This is a genomic window from Nitrospira sp. CR1.1, assembly GCA_014055465.1.
Classification (GTDB): Bacteria; Nitrospirota; Nitrospiria; order Nitrospirales; family Nitrospiraceae; genus Nitrospira_A.
Genome location: WIAF01000001.1, coordinates 481426 through 506539, shown reverse-complemented (window position 1 = coordinate 506539; position 25114 = coordinate 481426). Strand labels below are relative to the sequence as shown.

Annotated in this window: 26 protein-coding genes; 17 read left to right on the top strand and 9 right to left on the bottom strand. The window is 59.1% G+C overall.

The window, feature by feature from the left end; all coding sequences use genetic code 11:
- The first annotated feature begins 86 nt into the window (after positions 1-86).
- On the top strand, positions 87-2111 hold the full coding sequence (locus tag GDA65_02450) for a sodium:proton exchanger (GenBank protein MBA5861559.1): 2025 nt from the start codon (positions 87-89) through the stop codon (positions 2109-2111).
- A gap of 132 nt (positions 2112-2243) precedes the next feature.
- On the opposite strand, the gene GDA65_02445 is transcribed toward GDA65_02450, so the two are convergent.
- Positions 2244-3332 carry a Rieske 2Fe-2S domain-containing protein gene (locus GDA65_02445; GenBank protein ID MBA5861558.1) on the bottom strand — a complete coding sequence of 363 codons (1089 nt, stop codon included), beginning with the start codon at positions 3330-3332 and terminating at the stop codon, positions 2244-2246.
- Positions 3333-3556: 224 nt separating this feature from the next.
- Between GDA65_02445 and GDA65_02440 the strand changes: the two genes are divergently transcribed.
- The 5 genes from GDA65_02440 (at position 3557) to GDA65_02420 (ending at position 7001) form a co-directional block, all read left to right on the top strand.
- Positions 3557-4087 (top strand): hypothetical protein, encoded by a 531-nt coding sequence (locus GDA65_02440; GenBank protein MBA5861557.1) that lies wholly within the window; start codon positions 3557-3559, stop codon positions 4085-4087.
- Between the two features lie 19 nt (positions 4088-4106).
- The gene (locus GDA65_02435) at positions 4107-4352 is read left to right on the top strand and encodes a sulfurtransferase TusA family protein (GenBank protein MBA5861556.1); all 246 of its coding nucleotides are present in this window, start codon (positions 4107-4109) and stop codon (positions 4350-4352) included.
- 139 nt (positions 4353-4491) lie between these two features.
- Positions 4492-6054: a glutamate formimidoyltransferase gene (gene ftcD / locus GDA65_02430; protein MBA5861555.1), complete on the top strand. Its 1563-nt coding sequence runs from the start codon at positions 4492-4494 to the stop codon at positions 6052-6054.
- A gap of 23 nt (positions 6055-6077) precedes the next feature.
- A complete protein-coding gene (gene rpsU, locus GDA65_02425) occupies positions 6078-6272 on the top strand; it encodes a 30S ribosomal protein S21 (protein ID MBA5861554.1) in 195 nt (64 codons plus the stop codon).
- A gap of 69 nt (positions 6273-6341) precedes the next feature.
- Complete coding sequence (locus tag GDA65_02420) at positions 6342-7001, top strand: endonuclease III (GenBank protein ID MBA5861553.1); 660 nt, start codon at positions 6342-6344, stop codon at positions 6999-7001.
- Between the two features lie 73 nt (positions 7002-7074).
- Here the strand turns inward: GDA65_02420 and GDA65_02415 are convergent, their stop codons facing one another.
- Together GDA65_02415 and GDA65_02410 are read right to left on the bottom strand one after the other, a co-directional pair.
- The gene (locus GDA65_02415; GenBank protein ID MBA5861552.1) at positions 7075-7494 is read right to left on the bottom strand and encodes a hypothetical protein; all 420 of its coding nucleotides are present in this window, start codon (positions 7492-7494) and stop codon (positions 7075-7077) included.
- Positions 7495-7499: 5 nt separating this feature from the next.
- Complete coding sequence (locus tag GDA65_02410) at positions 7500-7895, bottom strand: hypothetical protein (GenBank protein ID MBA5861551.1); 396 nt, start codon at positions 7893-7895, stop codon at positions 7500-7502.
- Positions 7896-7987: 92 nt separating this feature from the next.
- Here GDA65_02410 and GDA65_02405 point away from each other — a divergent pair, with 92 nt between their 5' ends.
- The 4 genes from GDA65_02405 to GDA65_02390 all read left to right on the top strand — a co-directional run bounded on the left by GDA65_02405 (position 7988) and on the right by GDA65_02390 (position 12484).
- On the top strand, positions 7988-8419 hold the full coding sequence (locus GDA65_02405; protein MBA5861550.1) for a hypothetical protein: 432 nt from the start codon (positions 7988-7990) through the stop codon (positions 8417-8419).
- A gap of 62 nt (positions 8420-8481) precedes the next feature.
- Positions 8482-11127: a DNA polymerase I gene (gene polA / locus GDA65_02400; GenBank protein ID MBA5861549.1), complete on the top strand. Its 2646-nt coding sequence runs from the start codon at positions 8482-8484 to the stop codon at positions 11125-11127.
- A 37-nt stretch (positions 11128-11164) separates the two neighbouring features.
- The gene (locus GDA65_02395; GenBank protein ID MBA5861548.1) at positions 11165-11551 is read left to right on the top strand and encodes a hypothetical protein; all 387 of its coding nucleotides are present in this window, start codon (positions 11165-11167) and stop codon (positions 11549-11551) included.
- A gap of 114 nt (positions 11552-11665) precedes the next feature.
- Positions 11666-12484 (top strand): hypothetical protein, encoded by an 819-nt coding sequence (locus GDA65_02390; GenBank protein MBA5861547.1) that lies wholly within the window; start codon positions 11666-11668, stop codon positions 12482-12484.
- A gap of 129 nt (positions 12485-12613) precedes the next feature.
- Here the strand turns inward: GDA65_02390 and GDA65_02385 are convergent, their stop codons facing one another.
- The 5 genes from GDA65_02385 to GDA65_02365 form a co-directional block, all read right to left on the bottom strand.
- Positions 12614-13150 (bottom strand): hypothetical protein, encoded by a 537-nt coding sequence (locus GDA65_02385; protein MBA5861546.1) that lies wholly within the window; start codon positions 13148-13150, stop codon positions 12614-12616.
- Positions 13129-13332 (bottom strand): hypothetical protein, encoded by a 204-nt coding sequence (locus GDA65_02380; GenBank protein MBA5861545.1) that lies wholly within the window; start codon positions 13330-13332, stop codon positions 13129-13131. Before GDA65_02380 ends, GDA65_02385 begins: the two co-directional genes overlap by 22 nt.
- Before the next feature lie 162 nt (positions 13333-13494).
- Complete coding sequence (locus tag GDA65_02375) at positions 13495-14748, bottom strand: hypothetical protein (protein MBA5861544.1); 1254 nt, start codon at positions 14746-14748, stop codon at positions 13495-13497.
- Positions 14749-14817: 69 nt separating this feature from the next.
- Positions 14818-15345: a hypothetical protein gene (locus GDA65_02370; protein MBA5861543.1), complete on the bottom strand. Its 528-nt coding sequence runs from the start codon at positions 15343-15345 to the stop codon at positions 14818-14820.
- A gap of 2 nt (positions 15346-15347) precedes the next feature.
- Entirely contained in the window at positions 15348-16667 is a 1320-nt protein-coding gene (locus GDA65_02365; GenBank protein ID MBA5861542.1) for a hypothetical protein, read from the bottom strand.
- Positions 16668-16812: 145 nt separating this feature from the next.
- Between GDA65_02365 and GDA65_02360 the strand changes: the two genes are divergently transcribed.
- From GDA65_02360 to GDA65_02330, 7 genes are all read left to right on the top strand, one after another.
- A complete protein-coding gene (locus tag GDA65_02360) occupies positions 16813-17865 on the top strand; it encodes a hypothetical protein (GenBank protein MBA5861541.1) in 1053 nt (350 codons plus the stop codon).
- A gap of 82 nt (positions 17866-17947) precedes the next feature.
- Positions 17948-18367, top strand: a complete 420-nt coding sequence (locus GDA65_02355) for a hypothetical protein (protein ID MBA5861540.1) — start codon at positions 17948-17950, stop codon at positions 18365-18367.
- Complete coding sequence (locus GDA65_02350) at positions 18348-19718, top strand: hypothetical protein (protein MBA5861539.1); 1371 nt, start codon at positions 18348-18350, stop codon at positions 19716-19718. Before GDA65_02355 ends, GDA65_02350 begins: the two co-directional genes overlap by 20 nt.
- 182 nt (positions 19719-19900) lie before the next feature.
- Entirely contained in the window at positions 19901-20983 is a 1083-nt protein-coding gene (locus GDA65_02345; GenBank protein MBA5861538.1) for a hypothetical protein, read from the top strand.
- Between the two features lie 95 nt (positions 20984-21078).
- Positions 21079-22179, top strand: a complete 1101-nt coding sequence (locus tag GDA65_02340) for a hypothetical protein (protein ID MBA5861537.1) — start codon at positions 21079-21081, stop codon at positions 22177-22179.
- A complete protein-coding gene (locus tag GDA65_02335) occupies positions 22022-22933 on the top strand; it encodes a hypothetical protein (protein MBA5861536.1) in 912 nt (303 codons plus the stop codon). Before GDA65_02340 ends, GDA65_02335 begins: the two co-directional genes overlap by 158 nt.
- Positions 22934-22953: 20 nt before the next feature.
- Positions 22954-23664, top strand: a complete 711-nt coding sequence (locus GDA65_02330; protein ID MBA5861535.1) for a hypothetical protein — start codon at positions 22954-22956, stop codon at positions 23662-23664.
- Positions 23665-23685: 21 nt separating this feature from the next.
- On the opposite strand, the gene GDA65_02325 is transcribed toward GDA65_02330, so the two are convergent.
- A complete protein-coding gene (locus tag GDA65_02325; protein ID MBA5861534.1) occupies positions 23686-25005 on the bottom strand; it encodes a nucleotide sugar dehydrogenase in 1320 nt (439 codons plus the stop codon).
- Positions 25006-25114 lie beyond the last annotated feature (109 nt).

Below are 25114 nucleotides of genomic sequence, written 5' to 3'. Positions count from 1 at the left end.
TGTTCCCTTGAGATCCCTACGGTATGCTGCGTCACGAACGCGCGTCCAGCCACGGTGTGAACTGACATTCCAAATCTTGTTGCCCTATGAGTGATTACGCAGTTCTCGGCGATTTGTTGGTGATCTATGCGGTGTCCACCGCGGTGGTCTTCGTATTTCACCAGTTCCGGTTGCCTTCGATCGCCGGGTTTCTGGTGGCTGGCGCCCTGATCGGTCCGCATGGCTTACATCTTATTCCCGATGTGTCTCAAGTGCAGGTGCTGGCTGAAATCGGCATCGTCCTGCTGCTCTTCACCATCGGCATGGAGTTTTCGTCCGCGCACTTTGCCTCAGCCCGCCGCATCCTCACGGTGGCCGCGCCGGTTCAAACCGGTGGTGTGCTCATCCTGGCCTTGCTCGGGGCTCTGGCCGTAGGACTCTCGTATCAGCAGGGAATTTTCTGGGGCTTCCTCCTGTCGCTCAGTAGCACGGCCATTGTGCTGAAGGCCCTGTCCGAGCAGGGCGAGAGTGATTCGTTTCACGGTCGCGCCACCGTGGCGATTCTGATTTTTCAGGACCTTGCTGTTGTGCCGATGATGCTCATCACTCCGATCCTGGCCATTCCCAGCGGGAGCGCGATGGGAATGGTGGTGCTCACTCTGCTCAAGGCGGCGGTTGTTGTCGGGTTGATCGTTGCGGCGGCCTGGTATCTCGTGCCGCGATTGCTGCGTCATATCGTACGGAGCCGAAGCCGGGAGCTGTTTCTGCTGTCGATCATCGTGCTGTGCCTCGGCATTGCTTGGTTGACGTCGCTCGGCGGACTGTCGCTCGCCCTCGGCGCATTTATCGCGGGGTTGGTGATGTCCGAATCGGAGTACAGCCATCAGGCGTTGGCTGAGGTACTGCCGTTTCGGGACAGTTTCAATAGTTTGTTTTTCGTGTCGATCGGGGTCCTGATGGATCTACGGGTGGTGTTGGACCATCCGTTCATCGTGTTGGGGCTGCTGGTGGCGGTCATTGTCGGGAAATTGCTGACCGGCGCCGGAGCGATGGTGGCGGCTGGGGCTCCGCCCAGATCGTCGGTGTTGGTCGGGGTTGCGCTCGCGCAGGTCGGCGAATTCAGTTTTATTCTCGCGCAGCAGGGGCAGGATGCCGACCTCTTCACCGGGGAGCAGTATCAGTTATTTCTTGCGGTGTCGGTGTTGACGATGGTGGTGACCCCGTTTGTGATGCAATGGTCTCCTCATCTGGGCCGGCGGATCGAAGCGCTGCAACGGGTCCGTGGTTGGATGCCCACCCGCACGGTGGCGCATGTGGAGCAGTTGGAGGGGGGGCAAGTCCGAATTAAAGATCATGTGATCATCGTGGGTTACGGGCTCAATGGCCGGAATCTTGCCCGCGTGTTAAGCGAAACCGAAATTCCTCACGTGGCGCTCGATCTGGACGGTGAAACGGTGCGCCGCGAGTCGCGCCATGGCGTGCCGATCTATTACGGCGACGGCTCAAACGCGAATGTCCTCCGGCATATGAAAATCGAAGACGCGAAGGTGCTCGTGGTGGCCTTGTCCGATCCGTTCACGGCCCGCAGAACAGTGAAGGTCGCGAAGGGGCTCAACTCGAAGCTGCACATCGTGGTGCGGACGCGATACCTGCGGGAGTTGGAAGAACTCCATCAGCTGGGGGCGGATGATGTGGTGCCCGAGGAGTTCGAGACGTCGATTGAAATTTTTGCCCTGGTGCTGCGCACCTACTGTCTGCCGCAGGAATTCGTGGCGCGCAAAGCCGAACAAATCAGGCGGGAGGGCTACGCGCTGTTGCGTCGCAGCGACATGCCGGAGTTGGCGCATCACCTGCGCGGGGGAACGTTGACCGATGTTGAGGTGGAAACCTGCCGGGTTGATGAAGAGGCGCCCGCCGTGGGTAAATCGTTAACGGAATTATCGATTCGTCCGCGCACTGGCGCATCGGTGATTGCCTGGACCCGCAGTCAGGTCACTCAGTCCAACCCGTCCGAAACCGTCCGGCTGCAAGCCGGCGACGTCGTGACGTTGCTCGGATCCCGCGAGCAGATTCGGCGAGCCATGGCGCTGTTGAACGAGCCCAACCATGGCACGAGCCACCAGCTTACATAGTGTGGTCAGCGGGGGAATGGCACGCGGCGAGCACTTCAGTGACTCCGCGGCTTCGAGGGGACATGAACTCATGCGGTTCGCGGCGCCGATCCTCGCTGCGAGAACTCGCCGCCGGCCGTTCACGACGTCCTGCTAACTTCTCCATCGCAGCGTGACCGGGCCTTTGAGCGGATGGTCCAACGGACGTCCGGTTTGCACGGATGCGATGTGCGCGGCCTTCAGCTTGTAGTACCACTTGGCTGGAGTGTCGGCGTCATCGATCAGCATCAAGGCCGGTTTGTACTTCAGTCCGACCGCCTGCCGCTCCATAGCCTGTTTGTCTTGCTTCATGAAGATGTTCGCAAAATACCGGAACAGGGGTTTGGCGAAGGGCAGCCAGGGAAGAATGTTCCAGGCGGCGGAAAAATCGATCCGGCATTGCTGCTCGCCGACCGGGGTCACGGTGGCGCGCGAGGAGACAAACATCGACCCGCATTGCACGAACTCGAACCGCTGGTTGGGGAGCACGAAATCGATGGTCGTGGTCAGCGGGCCGCCATAGAGTTTGTTCAGCAACTTGTAGGGGCCGCTGTTTTTAGAGGGGGCGTGGGGCACCATGCGAAATCCGTTGGGAAGGGGCTCGAAGGTTTTGGCTTTGTCATGCATGCTGGCCTGCGTCCGCCACCAGGAGCTTTGGTGGACGAAGGGCCCGTGGGCCGGATCCATGAGGCCGACGATGCCGTCGTCGATGGTGCAATCAAGGATGGTAGAGATCTGAACCATGCGATATGGCGAAGAGGGCAATGGCAGGCGCGGGAGATCCGGTACCGTTTGATTGGGCTGTTGCGGATCCGGAAGGAAGACCCACACGTAGCCGTCCTGATCCTGACAGGGGTAGGACGTAATGCCGATCTTCTCGGGTTGAAGCGCCGATCCCTCGACCAGAGCGGGGATATGGCGGCAGCGGCCGCCCGTATCGAATTGCCAGCCATGGTAGGCACATTTGACGCGTTCACCATCAAAATGGCCGAATGACAACGGCATTCCCCGATGCGGGCAGATATCGCGCATGGCCGCGACCTGCCCCTGGCGGTCGCGGCAGATGAGAATGGGAAGCCCCAACATCACCTGCGTGTGCATCTGGCCGACCGCCAAAGAGCTGCTGGTGGCCGCCGGATACCAGAAGCCGAACAGCGGGGCGCTTTTCGTCGGTTTGAGTTCGGTGATGAGGTCTGTGCTCATGGATAGCCAGGCAAACAAGGATCGCAATGGACGAGTGGACTATAACGGTGGGTCTGCAACAGGTCAAGCAACGGCTATGGTGAGCACTGGCCGCGGTATTGAACCCTGAGCGTGGGCGAGCGCCCGGAACGACCCCGCATTTCTTGACAAGAAAAAGAAGCGGAGACTATAGTCATTTTTGGTAGTGAATTCTGCCGGTTGTGCTCCCACATGCGAGGTAAGCGATGACGACCGCACAAATCGAGCCCACAGCCGCCCTGGCGGAACTCCGCGACTCGAAGGCCGACCGCGTCACGATCGTGCTCCTCAGTGGAGACCTTGACAAAGCGATGGCCGCCTTTATCATCGCGACCGGTGCCGCCGCGATGGGGATGCGGGTGACGGTGTTTTTTACCTTCTGGGGGCTGAACACGATCCGCAAAAAAGGGGCGAGCAGTTCCGCGTCGGATTGGCTGCGTCGAATGTTCGGCTTCCTCAACAAAGGCGGAGCCGACACGTTGCCCTTGTCCCGCTTCCATTTTTGGGGGCTGGGCACGAAGATGATGCAAGTGGTGATGAAGCAGAATCGTATGCCCGGCGTGCCGGAATTGATGCAGATGGCGCTGGATCTCGACGTTCGCTTTATTGCCTGCACCACCACGATGGGCTTGATGGGAATTACGAAAGACACGTTGATCGACGGAATCGATCAATTTGCCGGTGTGACGACCTACCTGGCGGAAGCCAAGCAAGGCAGTGTTAATCTATTCATCTAAGCAGGGCTGAGGAGAGGGCATGATACAGGCTGATGTGAAGCTCGATACATTGGGGTATTTTTGCCCGATGCCGATTATTTTGACCTCGAAGAAAATCAAAGAACTCACCATGGGTCAGGTGCTGGAGGTCGTCTCGGACGACGAGGGCATCAAGAAAGATATGCCGGCCTGGTGTGAGACGACCGGTCATGAAATGGTGGGGCTGGAAGAGGAACACAGTTCTTCGAAACGGATTTACAAGGCCTTCGTCAAAAAAGCCAAGTAGTACTCAGCGACAGGCGCGCGGGTGCGAGGCCGTCATGTTTCTGCCAAGCCGGAGGGTACGGTCGCCTACCTCCGGCTTTTTTCTTGTCTCACACTTCCCCGGGAAGCAGCAGGCCTAAACGGACGGAGGAAGGAGCGCCGTGAGTCAGATTGTCGAATGTGTGCCGAATTTCAGTGAGGGCCGGAATCCCGAAGTTATCCAGGCGTTAGTCGGCCTGGTTCGATCGGTGCCCGGCGTCGCCTTCCTGGATGAATCACATGATGCGGACCATCACCGCTCGGTCGTCACCTTCGTCGGACGGCCGTATGCCGTCGCCGAGGTGGCCTTTCAAATGGCACGGCTGGCGTCTCAGTTGATCGACCTGCGAAGCCATCAAGGGGAACATCCGCGCGTCGGCGCGACGGATGTGATGCCGTTCGTCCCCATTCGAGACGTCAGCATGCAGGACTGCGTGCAATTGGCTCGCATGGTCGGCCAGCGTATCGGCAATGAATTGAAGATCCCCGTGTTTCTCTACGAACAGGCGGCGGCGAGGCCTGAGCGCATCCAGCTGGAATTGATTCGAAAAGGCGGCTTGAAGGGACTGGCGGACCGGATGGCCGCCGACGCGGCCTGGGCGCCGGATTTCGGCCCGAAGCAGCTGCATCACACCGCCGGGGCCACGGTGGTCGGCGCGCGGTGGCCGCTCATTGCCTTTAACGTAAATCTGAAGAGCCCGGATTTATCAGTTGCCAGGGCGATTGCGAAGGCCGTTCGGCAGTCGAGCGGAGGCCTCCCGTGTGTGAAAGCGATCGGTATTGAATTAAGAAGCCAGGGGCTCGTACAGGTCTCGATGAATCTGACGAACTATGAAGAAACGTCGATTCACGTGGTGTTCGCCGCTGTCGAGCGGGAAGCGGCAGCCCGTGGCGTAGAAGTGGCGGGGACAGAAATTATCGGACTGGTGCCCGAACAGTGCCTCATCGATACGGCGCAGCAGGCGCTGCGTCTCGATCGATTTGAAGGAAGGCAAGTGCTCGAAATGCGCTTGGACAGTGTCGAATCGCGCGTGGCGATCGGCCGGTTGGCCGGGTCGCAGCCGGGCAGGGAGTCGCCGGCGCTGCCGGCGAAAGCCGACGCACGTGCTGAAACGGTGCTCGCTCAGCAGGGGCTGACGGGGGGAAGCGTGGGCGCCCTTGCTGCGTCGTTCGCGGCAACGTTAGGCACCATGGTGGCCAAACTGAACCGCGCACGCGCGGTTGAAACACGCCTGTCCGAGATTGGTACGCGCCTCCGCGAGTTGATGCAGGCTGACCGGGATGCCTATGCTCGGGTGCTCCAGGCGAGAAAGCTTCCATCCAACCATCCTGATCGCGCTGTGCAACTATCATCCGGTGTATTGGGTGCGATCGAGACGCCGATGGAAATCGTGAAACTGTGTTGCGAGGTGATCCCGCTTCTCCGGGGTCTCTTGGCGCATGCGAAGCCGGAGCTTCAGCCTGATCTGAAGATGGGCATTCAGCTTGCCGACGCGGTTATCGATGGTTGTGTGGCCATGGTCGAAGAGAACATGAAAGGTCAACCAAATCAGCAGCTTATTGTAGCTATTCGGGAGCGTTTCGCCGTTGCGGAACAAATGCTTGTGGATGCGAAATCGCTATGCTACACTCCGCCCTTCGATTCGTGGCCCCAAAACATGTTGAATATCCTGAAACTTCGCTGAAAGAGAGTCGAAGGTAGCTGACGATGGAAATTAAGGTCTTCAATAACAACGTTGAAAAAGCCCTGAAGGTCGCCAAGAAGAAATTGGCGGGCGAAGGATTGTTCCGCGAACTGAAGCGCCGCCGGTACTATGAGAAGCCGAGTGTCCGCAAGAAGGCGAAAGAGCGAGAGGCTCAACGTCGTCGCCAGAAGTGGCTCGCAAAGAGACGCCCCGAATAGACGTCAGGCGTTTTTCCCTTCGCCGACCATCTAGACCATTCCAATTCAAGTCCTCTTTCCGGCAGCTCCATGCAGGCGCAAGAGATCCATGCCGTCATCCGAACGGTCAAACGGGAGATTGCCCGCTGGCCTGATCCGGTTGTCGGCGTTGTCGCCAGACAATCCGGTCGTGATCCCTTCCTGGTGCTGATCTCCTGCCTTCTCAGTCTACGAACCAAAGACAAGACAACCGCGGAGGCCAGCGCGCGGCTCTTTGCCCTCGCCTCGACGCCCGCTACCATGCAGCACTTGTCCCAATCGACTGTCGAATCAGCCATCTATCCAGTCGGATTCTATCGGACCAAGGCCAAACAGATTCAGCAGATCTGCGCCCAACTCCGTGAGCGGTACCATGGTCTGGTGCCGGACAAGATCGATGAATTGCTGACGTTGCCGGGAGTCGGGAGGAAGACGGCCAATCTTGTGGTGACGGTCGGGTATGAAAAGCCTGGGATTTGCGTCGATATTCACGTCCACCGGATCAGCAATCGATGGGGGTACGTTAAGACCAAGAGTCCCGATGAAACGGAAACGGCCCTCCGCGAGAAACTTCCGCGCAAGTATTGGATCACATTCAACGATCTGCTCGTGCCTTACGGACAGCACCTCTGTCAGCCGGTCTCGCCGTTGTGTAGCCAGTGCAAGATTGCGGCGTATTGCGATCGTGTCGGCGTGACGAAAAGCCGTTAAGCGTGGAGAGCCGATACGCCCCAAGTCACCAATCCTTCAGCGAGATACGAACAACGGAATACGAAGGACATGGTCAAATGAACAGTTTGGTTTCCGCTTGCGCGGTGAGCGAGAGGATGGAGGGGAGACCGAGCACTTCGTCCACGTTGCGTTCCACTGCGCCCGCTGCCACCCCCATATATTCCAGGCCCGCGCTGCAGGCAATGAGGCGGAAGTGCCCGACCAGACGTGCTTCCTGGAACATCTCCGAGATCTTCGGGACCTTCTTCTCCTTCAGAAGCCGGGCGACCTGTTCTGCCGAGGCCGCATATTCGGGCGGAAAGTCGATCTCGTCGATCTTTCCTTCTGCGAGTTTCTTAATCGTCCAGAACAGCAACACCACAATGACGTCCTTACCCATGGCGGCGGCGGTGAGGCCGAGGGTCGCGACCTGGTGCAGTTTGTCGTAGGTGGCGTTGTGGGCAAAGATGACGAATTTGGGTTTACCCGTCATGGCGGCTACTTGACCTTCTGTCTGGTTTTGACGCTATTCACAAAGTCGGCGATGGCCGCATCCACTTCGGCGGGGGTCATGGCGCGATCGTGCGTTTCGCTCTCATCGAGGAGATAGCGAGCCCCTTCTTTCTCCTGCCGCACGATCACGGAATTTTCCGGCGTGACCTCCACCCGCATGAACCATTCCTTCTTACCTTGTGTAATGACCACTTCTTTACCAAGCCCGATTTTGGTGATGTCGATCTGCAGTTCAGCGTCTGCGGTGGCGTCGGCAGCCTGTGCCCATTGGTCAAACACAACAACGGTGTTGAGTAATAGGACCATGCCAAGGACGGCCAGGCGGCAGGCCAGGGAAGGGAGTGTCGTCAGCGTGACGTTGCTGGATGACTTCGGCAGCATGGGGAAGAATTATAGCTGGCAGCGCATGGAACGTAAACCCGCTTGGCTTCGGACCCTTTCCGCCGCGCAAAGCCCCATGCTAGGATGCGCCGGTGATATCCGACATGTTGGCGCAGATCGAATCCTACGTGCCTGCGAGCGTGCTGATTTGGTTCGCCGTCTCGTCGGTCTTCATGTTTGTGGGCACCCTGATCGCGATTCCCATCATCTTGACGCGGTTGCCGGCGGACTATTTCGATACCCGCATCCCTCGCCCCTGGATGGAAAACCACCACCCGGTGCTCCGGCTGCTTGGGCATATCGTGAAGAATGTCGTCGGGGCGATTTTTCTCTTCGCGGGATTTCTCATGCTCTTCTTGCCGGGGCAGGGTGTGCTGACGATGTTGATCGGCCTGTCGTTGATCGAGTTTCCCGGCAAACGGCGCGTGGAAGCCAAAATCGTCGGACAGTCTACCGTCCTGAGCACGATCAACGCGATGCGAGCCAAGTTTGGCAAACCGCCGCTGATCATTGCTCCCGACTGATGCCGTCGGCGTAGACATCGGTCACGCCGGTTATTCATGATCTATGCGCCTATTCCTCCATCATGCCGACTCTCTACCTGATTGACGGGAGCGCCTACATCTATCGGGCGTTTTTTGCTCTGCCGCCCTTGAGCAATTCCAAGGGCCTGCAGACCAATGCGGTCTACGGTTTCACCACCATGTTGCTGAAGGTGCTGCGGGACCATCGCCCGGACTATGTTGCCGTCGTGTTTGATGAAAAAGGTCCGACTCACCGGCATGAAGCCTTTAAGGAATACAAGGCGCAACGGCCTCCCATGCCGCAAGGCATGAGCGCGCAGATTCCGTATATCCATCGCGTGGTGGAAGCGCTGTCTCTGCCGGTCATCAGGCAGGCCGGGTACGAGGCCGACGATCTGATCGGCACCCTGGCGAGAAAAGGCGAAGTCGAAGGCCTCGACGTGGTGATCGTCACCAGCGACAAGGACATGTTTCAACTGCTCACCCCCAAGACGCGTATTTACGATCCGGTGAAAGATAAATGGTTCGGTGAAGCGGATTCGCAGGTGCGCTTTGGCGTGGAGCCGGCGCGTGTGGTCGAAATTATGGGCCTGATGGGTGATACCAGCGACAACATTCCCGGCGTCAAAGGCATCGGCGAAAAGACCGCGGTGAAATTGATTACGCAGTTCGGCACCATCGAAGAGCTGCTGAATCGAATCGAAGAAGTTACGCCGTCGAAAACCAAGAATTTGTTGTTGGAGCAGGGCGAGCAGGCCCGGATGAGCAAGCAACTGGCGACGATTCAGTTGGACTGCCCGCTTGAATTTGTGCCGGCCCACTTTCAGGCGAAGGCGCCGCAGACGGAGACTCTGGTGAGTCTGCTACGTGAACTGGAGTTCATGACGCTGGCGAAGGCTTTTCAGGGAGAGACGCGTGAGCAAAATCGATTGGGAGTTGATGTCGAACAGATTCACGATGCTGCAGCGGCAGACGCGTTTCTGAAGAAGCAACCGGCAGCTGCGATGTTGGGCTTGGCCTGCGTTTTGATCGGTGAGCCGGGGGTGCGCGCAGATATTCGAGGCTGCGCGTTGGGTCGGTCCGATGGGAACGCGGCCTTCGTTCAGGGCGAGGCGCGCGGCTGGCCACGCCCCCTCATTGAATGCCTGCATGATGGGAGTAAGCTGAAAGCGGTTCAGGATCTCAAGCCGCTGTTGCTGGCGCTCCACCGTCAGGGTGTCGAGATGCCGGGGCCCTATTTCGATACGATGGTGGCGGACTATCTGTTGAACCCGAATCGTCGCGCCCATACCTTGGAAGCCATCGCCATGGATCTCCTGAGTTATCAACTCGGCGCCGGCTCAAGCGAGGAATCAGCCAAGGGTCCGCAGACCCTGTTTGATGTCGATGAAGGCCTGGTCCGTCGAAGCGGCGAGGCGGCGGCGGTCACGGCGAAGGTAGCGCCGATGCTACGTGAGCGCCTGAAGGAGCAAGGGAGCCTGACGCTCTTTCACGATGTGGAGATGCCGCTGGTGCCGGTTTTAGCCGAGATCGAACGGAATGGCTTTCTGCTCGATGTCGAGGGCCTCCAGGCTCTGAGCAAGGAGTTAGAGCGTGAGCTGGAGCAGATGGTGGGCAGCATTTACGGTCTGGCCGGCGGTGAATTCAATATCGGCTCGCCCAAGCAATTGGCGACCGTGCTCTTCGAAACCCTCGGCCTGAAGCCGCTGCGCAAAACGAAGACCGGCTACTCCACGGATGAAGACACCCTCACGCAACTCGCATCGCAGCATGACCTCCCGGCGCAGATCCTCAACTACCGGACGTTGACGAAGCTCAAATCGACCTATGTCGATGCCCTGCCGCAGTTGGTGAACCCCGAAACTAAACGACTCCATACCTCCCTGAATCAGACGGTGGCGGCGACGGGACGACTGTCTTCCACGGACCCGAATCTGCAGAACATTCCGGTGAAGGGTGACTACGGCTTGCGTATCCGCGAAGCCTTTATCGCCCCGCCGGGCCATCAACTGCTCTGCGCGGATTACAGTCAGGTCGAGCCGCGGATTTTAGCGCACCTCTCGCAAGACCCTCGCCTGCTGCAGGTCTTCGAGAAAGGCGAGGACATTCACATGGCCACGGCCATGGAGATATTCAACCTGCCTGCCGGAGAGGTCACGCGTGAAATGCGGCGCGCGGCGAAGAGCGTGGTGTTCGGCATTGTGTATGGCATCAGCCCGTTCGGTCTCGCGTCGAACATCGGTGTGTCGCAAGCCGATGCCAAACAATACATCGAGACCTTCTTCGAGAAATTTGCGGCGGTGCGGGCTCTGATGGACCGGAACATCAACGACGGCAAAACCAAAGGCTATACGACGACCATCCTCGGCCGCCGCCGCCCCATCCCGGAATTGCAAAGCGGCGATCCGTCGCAGCGCGGCGTCGGTGAGCGCATGGCGGTGAATAGTCCGATTCAAGGCTCGGCCGCCGATCTGATCAAAGTGGCCATGATCAAGGTTCATCAACGCCTCCAGAACGAACTGCCTCGCTGCAAGATGATCCTCCAAGTCCATGACGAGTTGATTTTCGAAGTGCAGGTACAGGAATTGGAGCAGGCGAAACAACTCGTGAAAGCCGAAATGGAAGGAACCGGTCAGACGTTGGGGTTATCGGTGCCGCTCAAGGTGGATCTCGGAGTGGGGTTGAACTGGCGATCGGCTCACCCGTAAAGAGGGAACCGACCGGGGAGTGCCAGGGCTCATCATTATGGGACGGAGACGCGCATCGCTGTCGGTCACCGAGCCTGAGTTCCAGGCCTTAGTGCGGGAGGCGCTCGACGGGCTTCCAGACGAATATGCTAAACGCATCACCAACGTCGCTGTGGTGGTGGAAGAGGAGCCCTCTCCAGAAGTGCTTGCCGACCTGGAGATGGAGGAAGACGAGGATTTGCTCGGCCTCTATCAAGGTCTCTCCCTCGACAAAGAATCATTTTTCCAAGCGGGCGGGCAACTGCCGGCCAAAATCTCCATCTACCGCGGGCCGATCCTCAGACTTTGCCGAACCAAACAAGAAGTGGTGCAGGAGGTGCGCGATACGGTCGTGCACGAAATCGGGCACCATTTCGGGTTTGATGACGACGAGATGCCGTACTGAGATGAGGGCGATCGGTTACGTTTTCCTAGAGAACCATATCTCTCCTGGCTCTATGCCAAAAATGTCATGGCGCAGAGCCGTCGTGCGATTGTTCCTCTCATTCGTGGGTGACTGATGAAGAAACTCCATGTCTCCCAATCGCTGGTCGAGATCGAATCACTGAAAGATTTGCTTGAAGGTGCGGGCATTGCTTGTGTGGTGAGGAATCAACAGAGTTCCTCACTGGCCGGATCGGTTCCGTTTGTGGAAGTGTTCCCAGAACTCTGGGTGCTCAACGATCAGGACTATGACATCGGAAAAGAGTTGCTTGCCGGTCAGGCTTCAACGGCCACACCAGGGTCTGATTGGACATGTGCAGCATGCGGCGAGTGTCATACGACGGAGTTTGTCACTTGCTGGAAGTGTGGTGTGGAGAAGGGGGTGGAAGGATCTCAGAAGGTTGCGATTCAGTCAGAGGTGTCGTCTTCAGGGGCCTCGTTCGGATTTGGTGTTTTGCTCGGGGGCTGTATCGGAGTTGCCGCCACACTGTGCATGTATTGGCTGTGGACATATTCTTCAATGACCAGTACAGCCTATGATCGGAACGCGGACGGCAAGGACGATGTTGTCTATGAGTATAAGGGGCAATTCCCATGGGCTGCCAACTTGGATAATGATTTTGATGGGTATTTCGAGACGGCGCTTTTCTACAACCAAGCTGGTGAGGTCATTCGTACGGAAATCGATCGCGGTCGGGCCGGACGGCCGGATCTGATTGAATACAATGCACTGGGAAGACTTGACTCGGTTGAATTTATTGACCGAACCACAGGCAGAGTCAAAAAGCGCATGTATTATAAGTTAGATGCTAAAGTGCGTGAGGAGATCGATGAAGATGGCGACGGCAAGTTTGAGCGGGTTATTGAGTTTGATGAGTTCGAAAATCCCAAGTGATAAGCAATCGCCGTTACTCCGTCTCCGGCAGTTCTTCTTTGTAATCCACCAGCAAGCACTGGCCTTCGCTCGGGAACCGTCCGGGATCGAATAGTTCCACCATCATGCTTCTTAAAAATCTTGCCTGACCTAACGATCAGCAAGTCCGAGCATCGTTTTCCAGCGGTCAACGTACGTCCAATCGATGCGTAAGTCCGCCTGGCGTGCGCGGATTTTCTCCAAATCGGCACGATCCTGGAGTCGTCCCGCCACCATCTTGAGGATGACGAGATCCTCGATCGCCAGCATCGGGACTTGGAGCGCGCCGAAGGGGACCGTGTGTCTGCGCTCCAGTGCGGTTCGAAGATAGGCCGAGTCTGCCAGGAGGAAATCGATCACGACTTCCTGCTCGGAGCGGATTCCCACAATTCGCCAAATCGAGATCCCCTGAAAGACCATAGGGCTCGGATGGATGATGGTGGAGTCGAAGAGGGATGAGACGAGCGCCTGTATCTGTTCGCGTGAAGGCGGATCCAGCAGAATAAGGAGGTCGATATCGGTCGTGGCTCGAGGCTCAACCAAGGCGCTGTAGGCCCAGCCCCCGGCCAGCGCATAGGCCACCTCGCGTCGGTTGAAGTCGGTGATGAGGTCGGAGAACGCTTGGACTAGGATTGGCTCTGCCGCCATGCCTGCTCTTTGGCCAGTCGAATTTCGTGCATGACCTGCGTGATTCCCTCGCCCGCGCCCGGTACGTCCCGTTGCTCGATCACGGCTTGACGCAAGGCCAGCCCCAACTCCGTCAGTTCGATCGTGCGGCGCAAATTGTCGGCAATCCGTATGTTGTCTGGGGATGGGGGTGATGGTGGCATAGACGGGGCTCCGAGCAAAAACGGACTCTGAAAGAGAGTCTACTTGACGACTTGCTGGGGAGCAAGCAGGAAGGCGCGCTCTGCCCGTGTTCTCTCTCGAAGAGGGAGTGTAGGGGACAATGATGGGAGATCAACAAGCCCGGATGGGGTCAGCGGTCAGGCTTATGAATACAGCCGACCGACGATCTGAGTAAAGTTGAAGAGCATCGCGTTTGCGCGCGTGTAGGCGGCGTGGCCGTAGTAATGGTCGCGGACGTTGGTTGAGCTCGTGCAGTCTTTGTAATCGACGAGCAGACACTGTCCCTCGCTTGGAAAGCGGGTGGCGCGGCGGGCGCATTCCACCCAGCGTTCGAAGCCGTCGTAAGGTTCTAGCAATTCCCACACCGCTTTATTGGCGGCTTTGGCGCTCTCGGCTGGCAGGGCATCGCTTCCGGCCACGGCCAGTTCCTGCACGTAGTCGCCGCCCCAAGCGATCGGCATCTCGACGGTGATCTGCGGCAGGTCCATTTTGGAGAGCCAGGTTTTCCCGTCGGTGCGCAAATTGCGATGGTTCACGATGTGGAGCAGCTTGCCGATGCCGGAGGGGTCCCATCCGTACCTTACCGGCGTGCCAAAGGTGACGATATCGAGGACTGCGCCATTGAGCAAGGTGCCATTGGTCAATAACGGGTCGAGGCGCTGAATGGCCTGCGCATCCGGTCCCTGCGGGTTCGCAGCGAGGAGCAAATCGAACAATGCTTTCCGTCCGGTGATCGGTGAGGGACAGAGAAGATTAGTGGCCAGCGCGAGCACGAGACCGGACTGCCCATGGGCTTGAATCAGAATGCGATCCCCGGGGCCCAACCGTTGTTCACTCACCAAGGCGCGCAGATGGTCCAAGAGACGGCAGGCGGCCAGGGCGCGGCCGAGATGATGGTGTTCGCTGGACCAGAGTTCGCGTACGCAGGCAATGGGTTTGGCAACGTCCTGGTTGAGAGCTTTGCGGCACCGCTCCACGATCGGTGCGGTGAAATTGCCTGCGTCGCCGATCTGACTGTCGAGCAGCGTTTTGGTTGCCTCGTCATTCGCCAGCGGCGGTTTCATTCCGCCAGGAAGCGGTGTGATGCCGTTGCTGCCTTCCCGCATGAACGAGAGGAGTGAATCCAATCCGGAGATGCCGCGCGAATACCCGCGCTTGAGGCCGCCCACTTCGTCGAGACGCCCTAAACCAAAGACGTCGGTGCCTGGGATAGCCCCATGCAGGAAGACGATAAGCCGCACTCCGGCTTGCGATAACTTCTGTCCGGCCTGGCCCATGGCTGCTTGCCAGGCGGGCGAATCCACGTCAGGCGGCGGTGTCCAGTCCGCATAGGTCAGGCGGTCGCCCGGATTCTTCCTGGAGAGTTCGTCATGCTGGAAATTGTTTTCAATCGGCATGGGAAGATTGTCTTACCCGAAACGCAGTCCGAAGTTCAATGGAGGGAATGGCGCGGAAGCCGGATGCGCTCAATGACGGGGTGCCGATTCGGCGGCGGGCGGCGGGTGGAGTGTGGTTTTCGGCATGACGGCTACGGCTGTGCAGATCTTCGCTTCGTTGTCGATGCGGCGATCGATGATCGTGACTCCTTGCAAATATTCCTGAACGATTTCCTCGCGCACGATTTCGATATCCTGTTCCGCTTCGCGACCGGTGCGTTCGCGCAGGCGGTCGGTGGCATGTTCCTTCACCTGGACCCGGATTTGCTTGGCAATGTCAGCCCGGGCGGCCAACTCGGACACTCGCTGACAGACGAGCGTTCCTTTACTCAGATCGCCTTGGCCCTGTCCAATCAGGAACTGGTCGGCGTGGTAGGAGGGTGAGGTCTCGCGCTGTGGCCGGTCCCTGTGTTCTGGCGCGTGAAGCTGTTGGAAACGTTGTTCGGCATGGGCGCGAACGTCTTCTGTGGTGGATTCCGCCGCCGTAGCGGATGTGGCCAACAGCAGAGTGCAAGCCATGCCTAGTGCCATCTGAATGTGCCCCGATGTCAGCGGCATGGCTATTTTCCCCCGTGATTGGTGTGAGTGGAACTGCTGGGCGGATCGGAGTCTGGAGACGGGACGGGTTGCGTCTGCTGAATGACCGGCGGGCGCCGCCCTCGAGGGGCCGCGTCCGGTGTGATAGGAGCCGGAGGCGATGGGATGCCGCCTCCGGCGCGGTAGGTGTGCAACGTCAGAGGACGTGGTGGACTATTTGGCGCCGGGATCTGTCGATAGGTCGGCATCATGCTGCGGTCCTGGACGGACGGTGAGGTTCCCGGTCTGGGATGGACTTGGATGATAGTCGTGCTGTTGCTGGGTTGCGGCGGTTGTCCTGATGGATTGGGCAGCAACGGATTGAGTTGGTAGACAGTTGAGAGCTGCTTGGAATCAGCGGGCGGAGCAGTGCCTGGCTGAGCCGGTTGTTGCGGCACGACAGAGTATCTCGGCAAAAATGGCACGGTATGCGGCACGGGTGGCTGTCGAGGTTGGGGTGGCGCCGGTGGTGATGTGGCTCCCACGGTCTGAAGAGCGAGTGCGAGGTGGGGATTATTCGGGTTCAAGCGGCCTGCGATGCCAAGCAGGGCTTGGACGTGAGCCATCCCCGCCGAGGGGTACGGTTGCGCGAAGGGGGCGATCAACACCCAGTCTGTCCAGGCCTGCGCCACCATCGCGTCCGCTTCGGCTCGATTGAGCAGGTCGGCGCGTTGCTGGTGCAGTGTTCGGGTTTGCTCCGATGAATTCGCGCGGGCGAGCGCCTTATTGGCGCCGTCGAGTTGCTGGTGGAGTTGATCGACATCCTCTTTGAGCGCGAGCAACTCCTGCCGTACGTCCTCATTCTGTTTCAGCGTGGTGATGGCCTGCGCCGCCTCTTCGCTATCCACCTGCGCGTTGAGGGTGACGAGGATCACCACGACATCTCCATCGAGCCGGGTGTCCACGTGCTGATCGAGCACCAGCACCAGTCCCGCCGTGTAGCTGCGAAGTTCGTCCCGGGTGACGTCCAGATCCCGGACGACGGTGACACTCTCAAGATAGGACGCGACCTGTTCCAATGCCTGTTTTTTCGCCTGCTCCGTGGCGAGGCGGATCGCGTCGATCCTGGTTTCCCGGTCGGTCATCCGATGTTCTCCGGTTGCCGTCACGAAGCGAATGTCGGCGTGACTGGGGGTGGGACAGGTCAGGGAGAACAAGAGGCTCAGTGTGACCAGGCCGAGCAGGGGCGCGAAGCCCCGGGTCCGTGGAAGCTCGCTGGCCGGGGAGCGGGAATCGCTAGAAGGACGGTTGTCGGACATGGCGGTGCCCCGCTGCAAGAAGGGGTTCGGGAGACGGGATATCACATGCCCAATCCCGATTGGCTCAGGATACCATCGAATCCTCTCAGGCGCTATGGAGGGCTGGGGTCCGTGCCTTGCCTTCCCGGAAAACAGCGTGCTAAGGTATTTTTTCTGCGCTTTATAAATCGATTGTCTGGTGAGGCATCTCATGAGTTTCATCCGCAATATTTCATCCGCCTCGGTCGGGTGTTGCCTGGCCATTGTCCTGAGCCTGACCGTCCTGGCCTCGTTCTCTCCCTCGGTAGTGTTGGCTGCACGGGACGCGGGAGATACTGTTCCGTCCTCCGCGCAGGCAGGGCCAACGGAGTATGTCATTCTGTTTGTTTTGGAAGGGTTTGGCCAGGAATCGTTAAAGAGCGGCGTGATGCCGGTTCTGTCCTCTCTGGTGAAAGATGGGGCGGTCACCTGGGCGGCCACGGCAGTTTCGCCTGCGCGACGGTTACCGACCATGGCCTCGCTGGTGACGGGGATGCCGGTGGCCAAGCATGGCATCACCTGGAATGTTTTTGAATTCAGCCGTGGATATCCGCGCGCCCCGACGGTGTTTGATTATCTCGATTTGAGCGGCGGCCGGGACAGCGCCATCTTCTACATGGACGAATCTCTGTATCAGCTCGCCAAACCGGAACCCTATACGGATTATCAAATGTGCGGGCCGCTGAGAGCCGAGTGCAACCCCGACCGGTTGGTCGGCTATGTGCGTGATTATTTCAAGAAAGCTACGAGCGGATCTGGGCATGGTCACGCCATTCCCTCGTTGCCGCATCTTCTGGTCGTGCATTTGCCTGTTCCCGGGCGTGTTGGGGAGGCGCAAGGCTGGAAGTCGGCCGCGTATAAAGATGCGTTAAAGGCTGTGGATAAGGCGATGGGGACCGTGCTCGATCTATATCGTGACCTCGGCCTGATGAAACGGACGACGGTCTTTGCCACCTCGCTCAGCGCCTTCGGGGAAACGCAGTTTTCTTCCGGTGAGATGTCTGCCGATCAAGCGAATGCCGTTCCGGTCGTGCCTTGGATCGCGTCAGGCGTCGGCATTAAGGCCGGGTACGCGATTCGTCAGCCGGTGTCAATTATCGATACGGGCGCAACCGTCATGCGCGCCCTCGGACTGGCGACCTATACCGAATGGGAGAGTCATCCGGTCGAGGAAATTTTCAAGACCGCGTTCACGGCTGCTCCTGTCACCCCACTTCTGCAATAATAGAGGACCGATGCGTATCTTGTCGCAAAGATCTTTCATTGGGCGGCAGACTTTTACCTGGATCCTCGCATTATCATGCGCCGTGCTCGCCGGAAATTCTGAACGGCTCCTGGCGGCCGGTCCGCCGCCCGCCTATACCAAGGAACATACCATCACGATCGACCCGACTCCCTTAGTGCCCCAATCGTGGTGGCAGGTGCCGGGCATTACGCCATCGCTCTGGATATTGGATCCGGAAACATCTGATGCGTACCGGACGACCGAAACGCGTGAGTTACAGCTCAAGCCGGGACAATATAAGTTCATCAGTTTTACCTTCGACTTCCCCTTCACGGTGAGTTTGGACGGGAAACTGGAATACTCCAAGTCACTCGATCAATGTGTGGCGGGCCGCGGGACTCAGACCCTGGTGGTACGGTGCAAGCGCACCTATCCTCATGGCGGTCAACGTGATGCCTATTACGGGAATAGTGAGGTGAGTGATGGCACAGGCGCTCGATGATCTGCTTGATTCCCTTGAAGATCCGGATGATGCAACCCGTGAAGAAGCGGTCAAAGCCCTGGCGCAGTTGGCGGACCCGATCACCCTGGATGCGCTGATTGGCGCTTGCGGCGACGAATATTGGTGCGTGCGCACGCGGGCCGGCTGGGGCGTCGCCAAGATCGGTGGGCCGAAGGCGATCGAAGCGCTGATCGCGTTGTTTAATGATCCCATCATGGAAGTCCGCAACGAAGCGGTCGCAGCCGTGGTGTCACTGGGCGCGGGTCAGATGGATCGGCTCCTTACGGCGATGAAGGACGAGCGGTGGCGTGTCCGGGAACATTCGGCAAAGGCCTGCGGTGATCTTCGCGATTCACGTGCCGTCGACGCATTGATATTTGCCTGTCGGGATCGCGACGGCGCTGTCAAGAGTGCGGCGGCGGAAGCCTTGGGAAAAATCGGCGACGCGAAGGCGATTCCTGCCTTGATCAAGCTGTTCCGGGATTCCTCGAAGATCGTGCGTGAGACCGCCGGCATTGCGCTGGTCGCGATTGGACAGCCATCAGTCGATCTACTCCTTGAAACGATGAAGGACAAGGACTTCGTCGTGCGCTGCCATGCGGCTCGAGCGTTGGGCGGCATGACGACGGACTATCAAATCGGCAAAAGCTGGGTGAGGGAGCCGCGCGTCGTGGATGCCTTGATCGAGGCCTTAAAAGATCCGGACCGGGCCGTGCGCGAAGATGCCACGATTGCCTTGGGAATGATCGGTGATCCCCGGGCCATCGATGGACTGCTGGAGGCCATGAAAGACGGCGCTGTGAAGCGGCATGCTATTGCCTCGCTCGGAATGATCGGTGACCCGCGCGCCCTCCCTGCCGTGTTGGCGGCCCTCAAAGGGAAAGGTGTTCGCCAGGATGGGACACCGACCCCCGGATGTATCGTCAGCGAAGATGCGTTTATCAAAGAAGCGGCCGCGACCGCACTCGGACATTTCCGCGATCCCCGTGTGATCCCCGATCTCATCATGCTGTTGAAGGATGGGGTGTTGCGCGAGAAGGCTGCCGCAGCGCTGGTGTTGATCGGTGATTCGGCCATCGAGCCGCTGATTTCTTTCCTGTACGATCCGAAGGCCTCGGAGGTCGAAGCCGAAGGCGAGCGGGTGCTGTCCTACGCGTCTGTCCGATTGACTGCGAAGGATTCTCTGCGGTTACTGGTCGTGGAAACGCTGGAGCACCTGGGATGGACACCTCCCGATGAGGAGACCTCGGTGGACTCCAGTCAGGCCGACAATCTTCGTGTCGATCGTCCGCTGGGAGATATCGGTCGCTTCGGTCCGAGCGGAGATTTCGCGAAAGGATCGGTGCGGTAATCCTCGGCGTTCTCTCACGGGGGGTCTGGCCTGTTGAGAGCTTCCGACGCGCCCGCGTCTCTTCTCCTCCGTTTCGACCAGCTGCGTGGGATGGTGCGATGTCAGGTCGTAGGGCCAACCCGCGTTGACCCCTCAAAAAATGCTGTGTTAAGGTCGATGGCCTCACCAGAGGCCGAGGCGCCATGGCCGACACTGTCAGTGAACAGATCGCAGCCCTGTCGGATGAAGATTGGGCCATTCGCGAGGAAGCGGCGACCCTGCTGGGCGCCCTGAAAGATGCGCGGGCCGTACTGCCGCTGACGAACGCGCTGCGCGATACCGATCGCGCGGTCCGCGAAGCTGCAGTCGGGGCCCTTTCATCGCTCGGATCCGTCTCGGTTCCAGCCTTGGCGGGCTGTTTGACCGATCCAGCCTTGCAGGTGCAAGAAGCGGCATCGGCCATTCTGGCTTCCCTGGCTGATGCGCGAGTCTTGGCGCCGCTCATGAAAGCCCTGGGCAGTCGCGATTGGATTGTGCGCATGCACGCGGCAAAGGGCTTGGGACGGATCGGCGACCCGGACGCGGTTCCTGCCCTGATGCCGCTGCTGCAAGACAAGGTCAAGGCCGTCCGCGAGGAGGCTTCCAGTGCGCTGGCCGCCATTGGCGTTGCGGCGATGGCAGGGTTGATTGAGGCCCTGCAGCATGATGACTGGCTGGTGCGCCTCCATGCGGTGGAGGCATTGGGGAAGCTGAAGTCGCCGGACTCCGTCGAGCCCTTGTTGCGGACCTTGTTCAATGAACGGGACTCGGCGATTCGCGAAGATGTGGTCCGGGCGCTGGGCGTGATTCGAGACGGGCGCGCGGTGGATTATCTGGTGGCGGTGATGAAGGAGCCAGGGTTACGGCTCTTGGCAGTCGAAGCCCTCGGTCATATCGGCGACCGCCGGGTGGTGCCAATTTTGCGGCGGGTTGTCGAGGGGGTACCGCTGGGTGAGCCGAGAAGTTCGGCCACACCCTGCGCCGAAGGCTGGACGGACGAGATGGCCACGATGGGGATGGCGGCCCGTGCATTAGGGATGATCGCCGATGCGGTGGCGATTCCTTCGCTCATCGTGGCCTTGCGGAATACCATTACCCGGTCGGAAGCCGCTACGGCCCTGACGAAATTCGGACCGGCGGTGATCCCGTCTCTCCTGCCCATGCTGGCGAACGAGCAGGATGAAAATATCCGGTATCACGTTCGGGAAACGCTCACGGCGGTTGGGTGGCGCGCCGGGCGAGTCTAAACATGATCCTGTGCTGATCGAGCGAGGGCGCGGTTTCGGAAACGCGCTTCAGCCTAGGCAAGTAACACAATCTCGATCTGCGCAATTCTTTTACGATGTCCAAAGAGTCGATCGACACCTTAGTCTCCGAGTTGACGCACGAGGAAGAGTGGCGGCGGATGCGAGCCACGGCGGCTTGCCTGGCCGGCGGTCCTCGGGCGGTCCACGCCTTGACGCAGGCGCTGCGGACAGGCGATGTGCCTCTTCGTGTGGAAGCGGCGGCGATGTTGGCGCGCATCAAAGATCCGGCTGCGGGCGTTGCGTTGGTCACGTTGATTCGGGATCCTGAAGAGACGGTGCGGCAGGCCGCGTTTGCCGCACTTGAGCAGATGGCCGGCAATTTGGACGACAACACTGCGGCGGGGTTGGTGCGCAATCTTCACGAGTCGCCCGATGAGGATGTGCGTCATCGCGTTCGGCAGCTCTTGGGCGTGATTCCCAATGCGATCACGCCGTTGTGTGAAATGTTGAGCCACCCGGCTGCGGAGGCGCAAACGACGGCCGCGACCATTCTCGAACATCTGCTCGACCCGCGTTCAGCCGATGGATTGATCGACGCCATGGCCTCCCCAGCGGTCCGCGAAATCGCCGTGCGGACATTGAAGAAGCTGAGCGCCATCCGGGAACGGATCGATGCGACGTTTAATGCGTTGCGTGATGTGGAGGGCGCGAGCGAACGCGAGGAAGCCCGCATGGCCACGGTGATGGATCTCCTGGGGATCGGGCGGCCTGCGGTTGAGATTCTCATCGAGTATCTTGAGGACGACGATTGGCTCATCCGTGAAGCCGCCGCGGATTTGCTTGGGAAAATCGGTGACGTGCGCGCGGTGGAACCGTTGATGAAACGGCTGCAGAAGGATAAGGATACCGGAGTGAAGGAGTATGCCGTGAAGTCGCTAGGGCTGATTGGCGATCCGCGTCCGGCACAATTGTATATTGAAGCGATCCCGATCCGGCCCTTGCGAGTGATGGCCATCGAGGCGCTGGCGAAAATCAAAGATGTCGAGGTCTTGCGTCCGTATAACGAGCTGTTCAACCGGTTGCGAAGCGATCGGGACGGCATCGTGTCGTACAGCGCCGGCCTTATTGCGGACAAACTTGCGGCACTCGAGGGTGAACAGCCGGTCGGGCAGGAGGAAGCGGACGATCATGAGTGATGCCGAGCGAATTGCACAATTGATAGCGGCGTTGCGCGACGACAATGAGGCGTTGCGGGACCATGCGATGGCGAGTCTCGGACAGATGGGGATTGAGGCCGTTCCTCAATTGATTGGCCTGATGGCGGACGAGGACGTGGTCATTCGTGAAGCGGCCGCGACGGCGGTGGTGCGCATCGGCCCCGTTGCGTTCGATCAGCTGTTGGAGGCCTTGCGAGACGATGAATGGGCGATCCGCGAACAGGCCGCGAACGCGCTCGGACGGTTCCGCGATCCCCGCGCCGTCGATCCCCTGATGGCGGCGCTCAAGGATAAGGATGGAGCCGTCAGGACCGCGGCGGTGTGGGCACTGGAGCGTATCGGCGACTCCCGGGCGACGCCTGGATTGATTGACGCGCTGGGTGACGGCACGGTGCGTGAAGATGTCGCGCGGGTGTTGAAGAAAATCGGCGACACCAGGGCGGTCGATGCATTGATCGGCGGTCTCTTGGGACCTAATTGGATGGTTCGGCGTCATGCGGCAGAGGCGCTCGGAAAGATCGGCGACCCGCGCAGCGCCGAGGCCTTGATCCAGTCCCTGCAGGATGAGGACTGGCTTGTCCGCCGGAATGCCGCTGAATCGTTGGCGCGACTCGGGGCCAAGCAGGCCATCGAGCCGCTGCTCCCTCTTTTGGAAGATGAAAATACGATGGTGCAAGAGACCGTCGAAGGTGTTCTCGCAAGTTTGGGATGGAAACAGGCGACCTCGTCATAACCCGATAAAGGAACTCTACTATGGCAGAAGAAGCACCGGTAAAACTGATTCAAATCGGACCGAAGGGCGGCCCCAAGAAAGACGGATTCAACCTGGTGACGGAGCGGGTCGTGGCCGTCAATCCGGAGGCAAAACAGTTGGAAGTCGAACTGTTGGCCTATGACGGGAAAACGGTTGTGTTGGATGTCGGGGAAGAAGCCCTCGAAGAGTTCCTCAAGATCAAGCCGGGCGACGGGGCCACGATTCGTGTGGTGGAAGAAGGCGGCAAGCGCGTGGCCAAGAGCTTCCGGATTCGCGCGAAAGATCCGAACGCCGCCAAAGCCGACGCGATGCTGATCGATTTGAAGGATTCGCACTGGCTCAACCGTAAATATGCGGCGGAAGTCCTGGGCGACTTGAAGGATCCGCGCGCGGTGGTGCCTCTGGTCGAAGCCCTCACCGATGAAGTGGGCGATGTGCGGCAGCGGGCCTATGATTCGTTGATTAAGATCGGCGGGTCGGCTGTTCCCCCGCTCGTGCCGCTGCTGGTGGCCGAGGAAGACGATGTGCGTCAGTCGGCGACAGAAATTATCCGGAAGATCGGCAAGCCGGCGGTCGAGCCTCTCGCCACGGCGCTGGCGGAGGCAGACGACCGCTTGAAAACCAAGATCATGAAGGTGCTCGACCGGATGGGTTACAAGCCGAAGGCAAAAGAAGGGGCACAGCCAGAACCGGCAAAACTGCTCAGCTAGCGGTGGCCGCCCGGCCGCCGGTTAGGCGGCCGGATTCTTGGTGGGACGACCGACTGAGACGTGGCGGAAGCCGTAGGGGACGACCCGGTCCGACTCGTAGGTGTTGCGAAGGTCCAGCAGCAACGGCTCCCGCATCGCCTTCTTGAGCCGCTCGAAATCGAGATTTCTGAACTGGTTCCATTCAGTCATGACAATGAGGCCGTCGGCCCCTTCCGCAACGTCATACGTGTCCTGGCAGGGGACCATCCCTGGTAGCAGTTTCACCGATTCTTCCATCGAGGCCGGGTCGTACGCGCGGATCTTGGCGCCTTCCTTCATCAACTCGCTCAAGATCGTCAACGAGGGCGCTTCCCGCATATCGTTCGTGTTGGGTTTGAAGGAGAGGCCCAACACGCCGAGCGTTTTCCCTTTGACCCCTCCGCACGCATCCTTGACCTTCTCGACCATTCGCAAGTGCTGTTCGTAGTTCACCTTGGCTGCAGCGCCGGCAATCTGAAACGGATACCCGACACGTTCACCGGTCTGGACCAGGGCCGCGAGGTCTTTCGGAAAGCAGGATCCACCGAACCCGGGTCCGGCATGCAGAAATTTGTTGCCGATGCGGTTGTCGAGCCCCATGCCCTTGGACACCAACTGGACGTCCGCTCCCACCTTTTCGCACACGGTTGCAATTTCGTTGATAAATGAAATTTTGACGGCGAGAAATGCGTTGGAGGCATATTTGATCATCTCAGCGGTTGGAATGTCGGTGACCACGATCGGCGTTTCGAGCAAGTAGAGGGGGCGATACAGGTCTTTCATGATCGCGACGGCCTGCTCGCTGTCCGCGCCGATGACCACGCGGTTGGGGCGCATAAAATCTTCAATGGCGGAGCCCTCCCGCAGGAATTCCGGATTGGACACGATGTCGAACCGGAATCGGCCGGTTTGGTTGGCTTTAATCACTTCGCGCAATTTTTCGCCGGTGCCGACGGGGACAGTCGATTTGGTGACGATGACCTTGTACCCGGTCATATTCTTCGCGATCCCGCGTCCCACCTCTTCCACGTACGATAAGTCGGCTGACCCGTCCGATTTCGGAGGCGTTCCGACGGCGATGAAGATGACAAGGGCTTTGTCGACGGCCTTGGCGACATCAGTCGTGAAATGGAGCCGGTCTTCCTTGATGCCTTTGGCAACGAGTTCGGTGATGCCGGGCTCAAAAAATGGCACTTCCCCCTTTTCGAGTTTGGCAATCCGTCGCGCGTCCGTGTCCATACAGGTGACGTTCACGCCGAATTCTGCGAAGCAGGCCCCGGTGACCAAGCCGACATAGCCCGTTCCAATCACGCTGATATGCATGGATGCATCTCCTCTTTAAGAAAAGCCGAGAACCGTGGGTGAGAATTCGTGTAGAGTCGGTAGTATAGCAACGCCTGCCAAAGCGAGCAATCTTCTCGCAGGTTTTTGC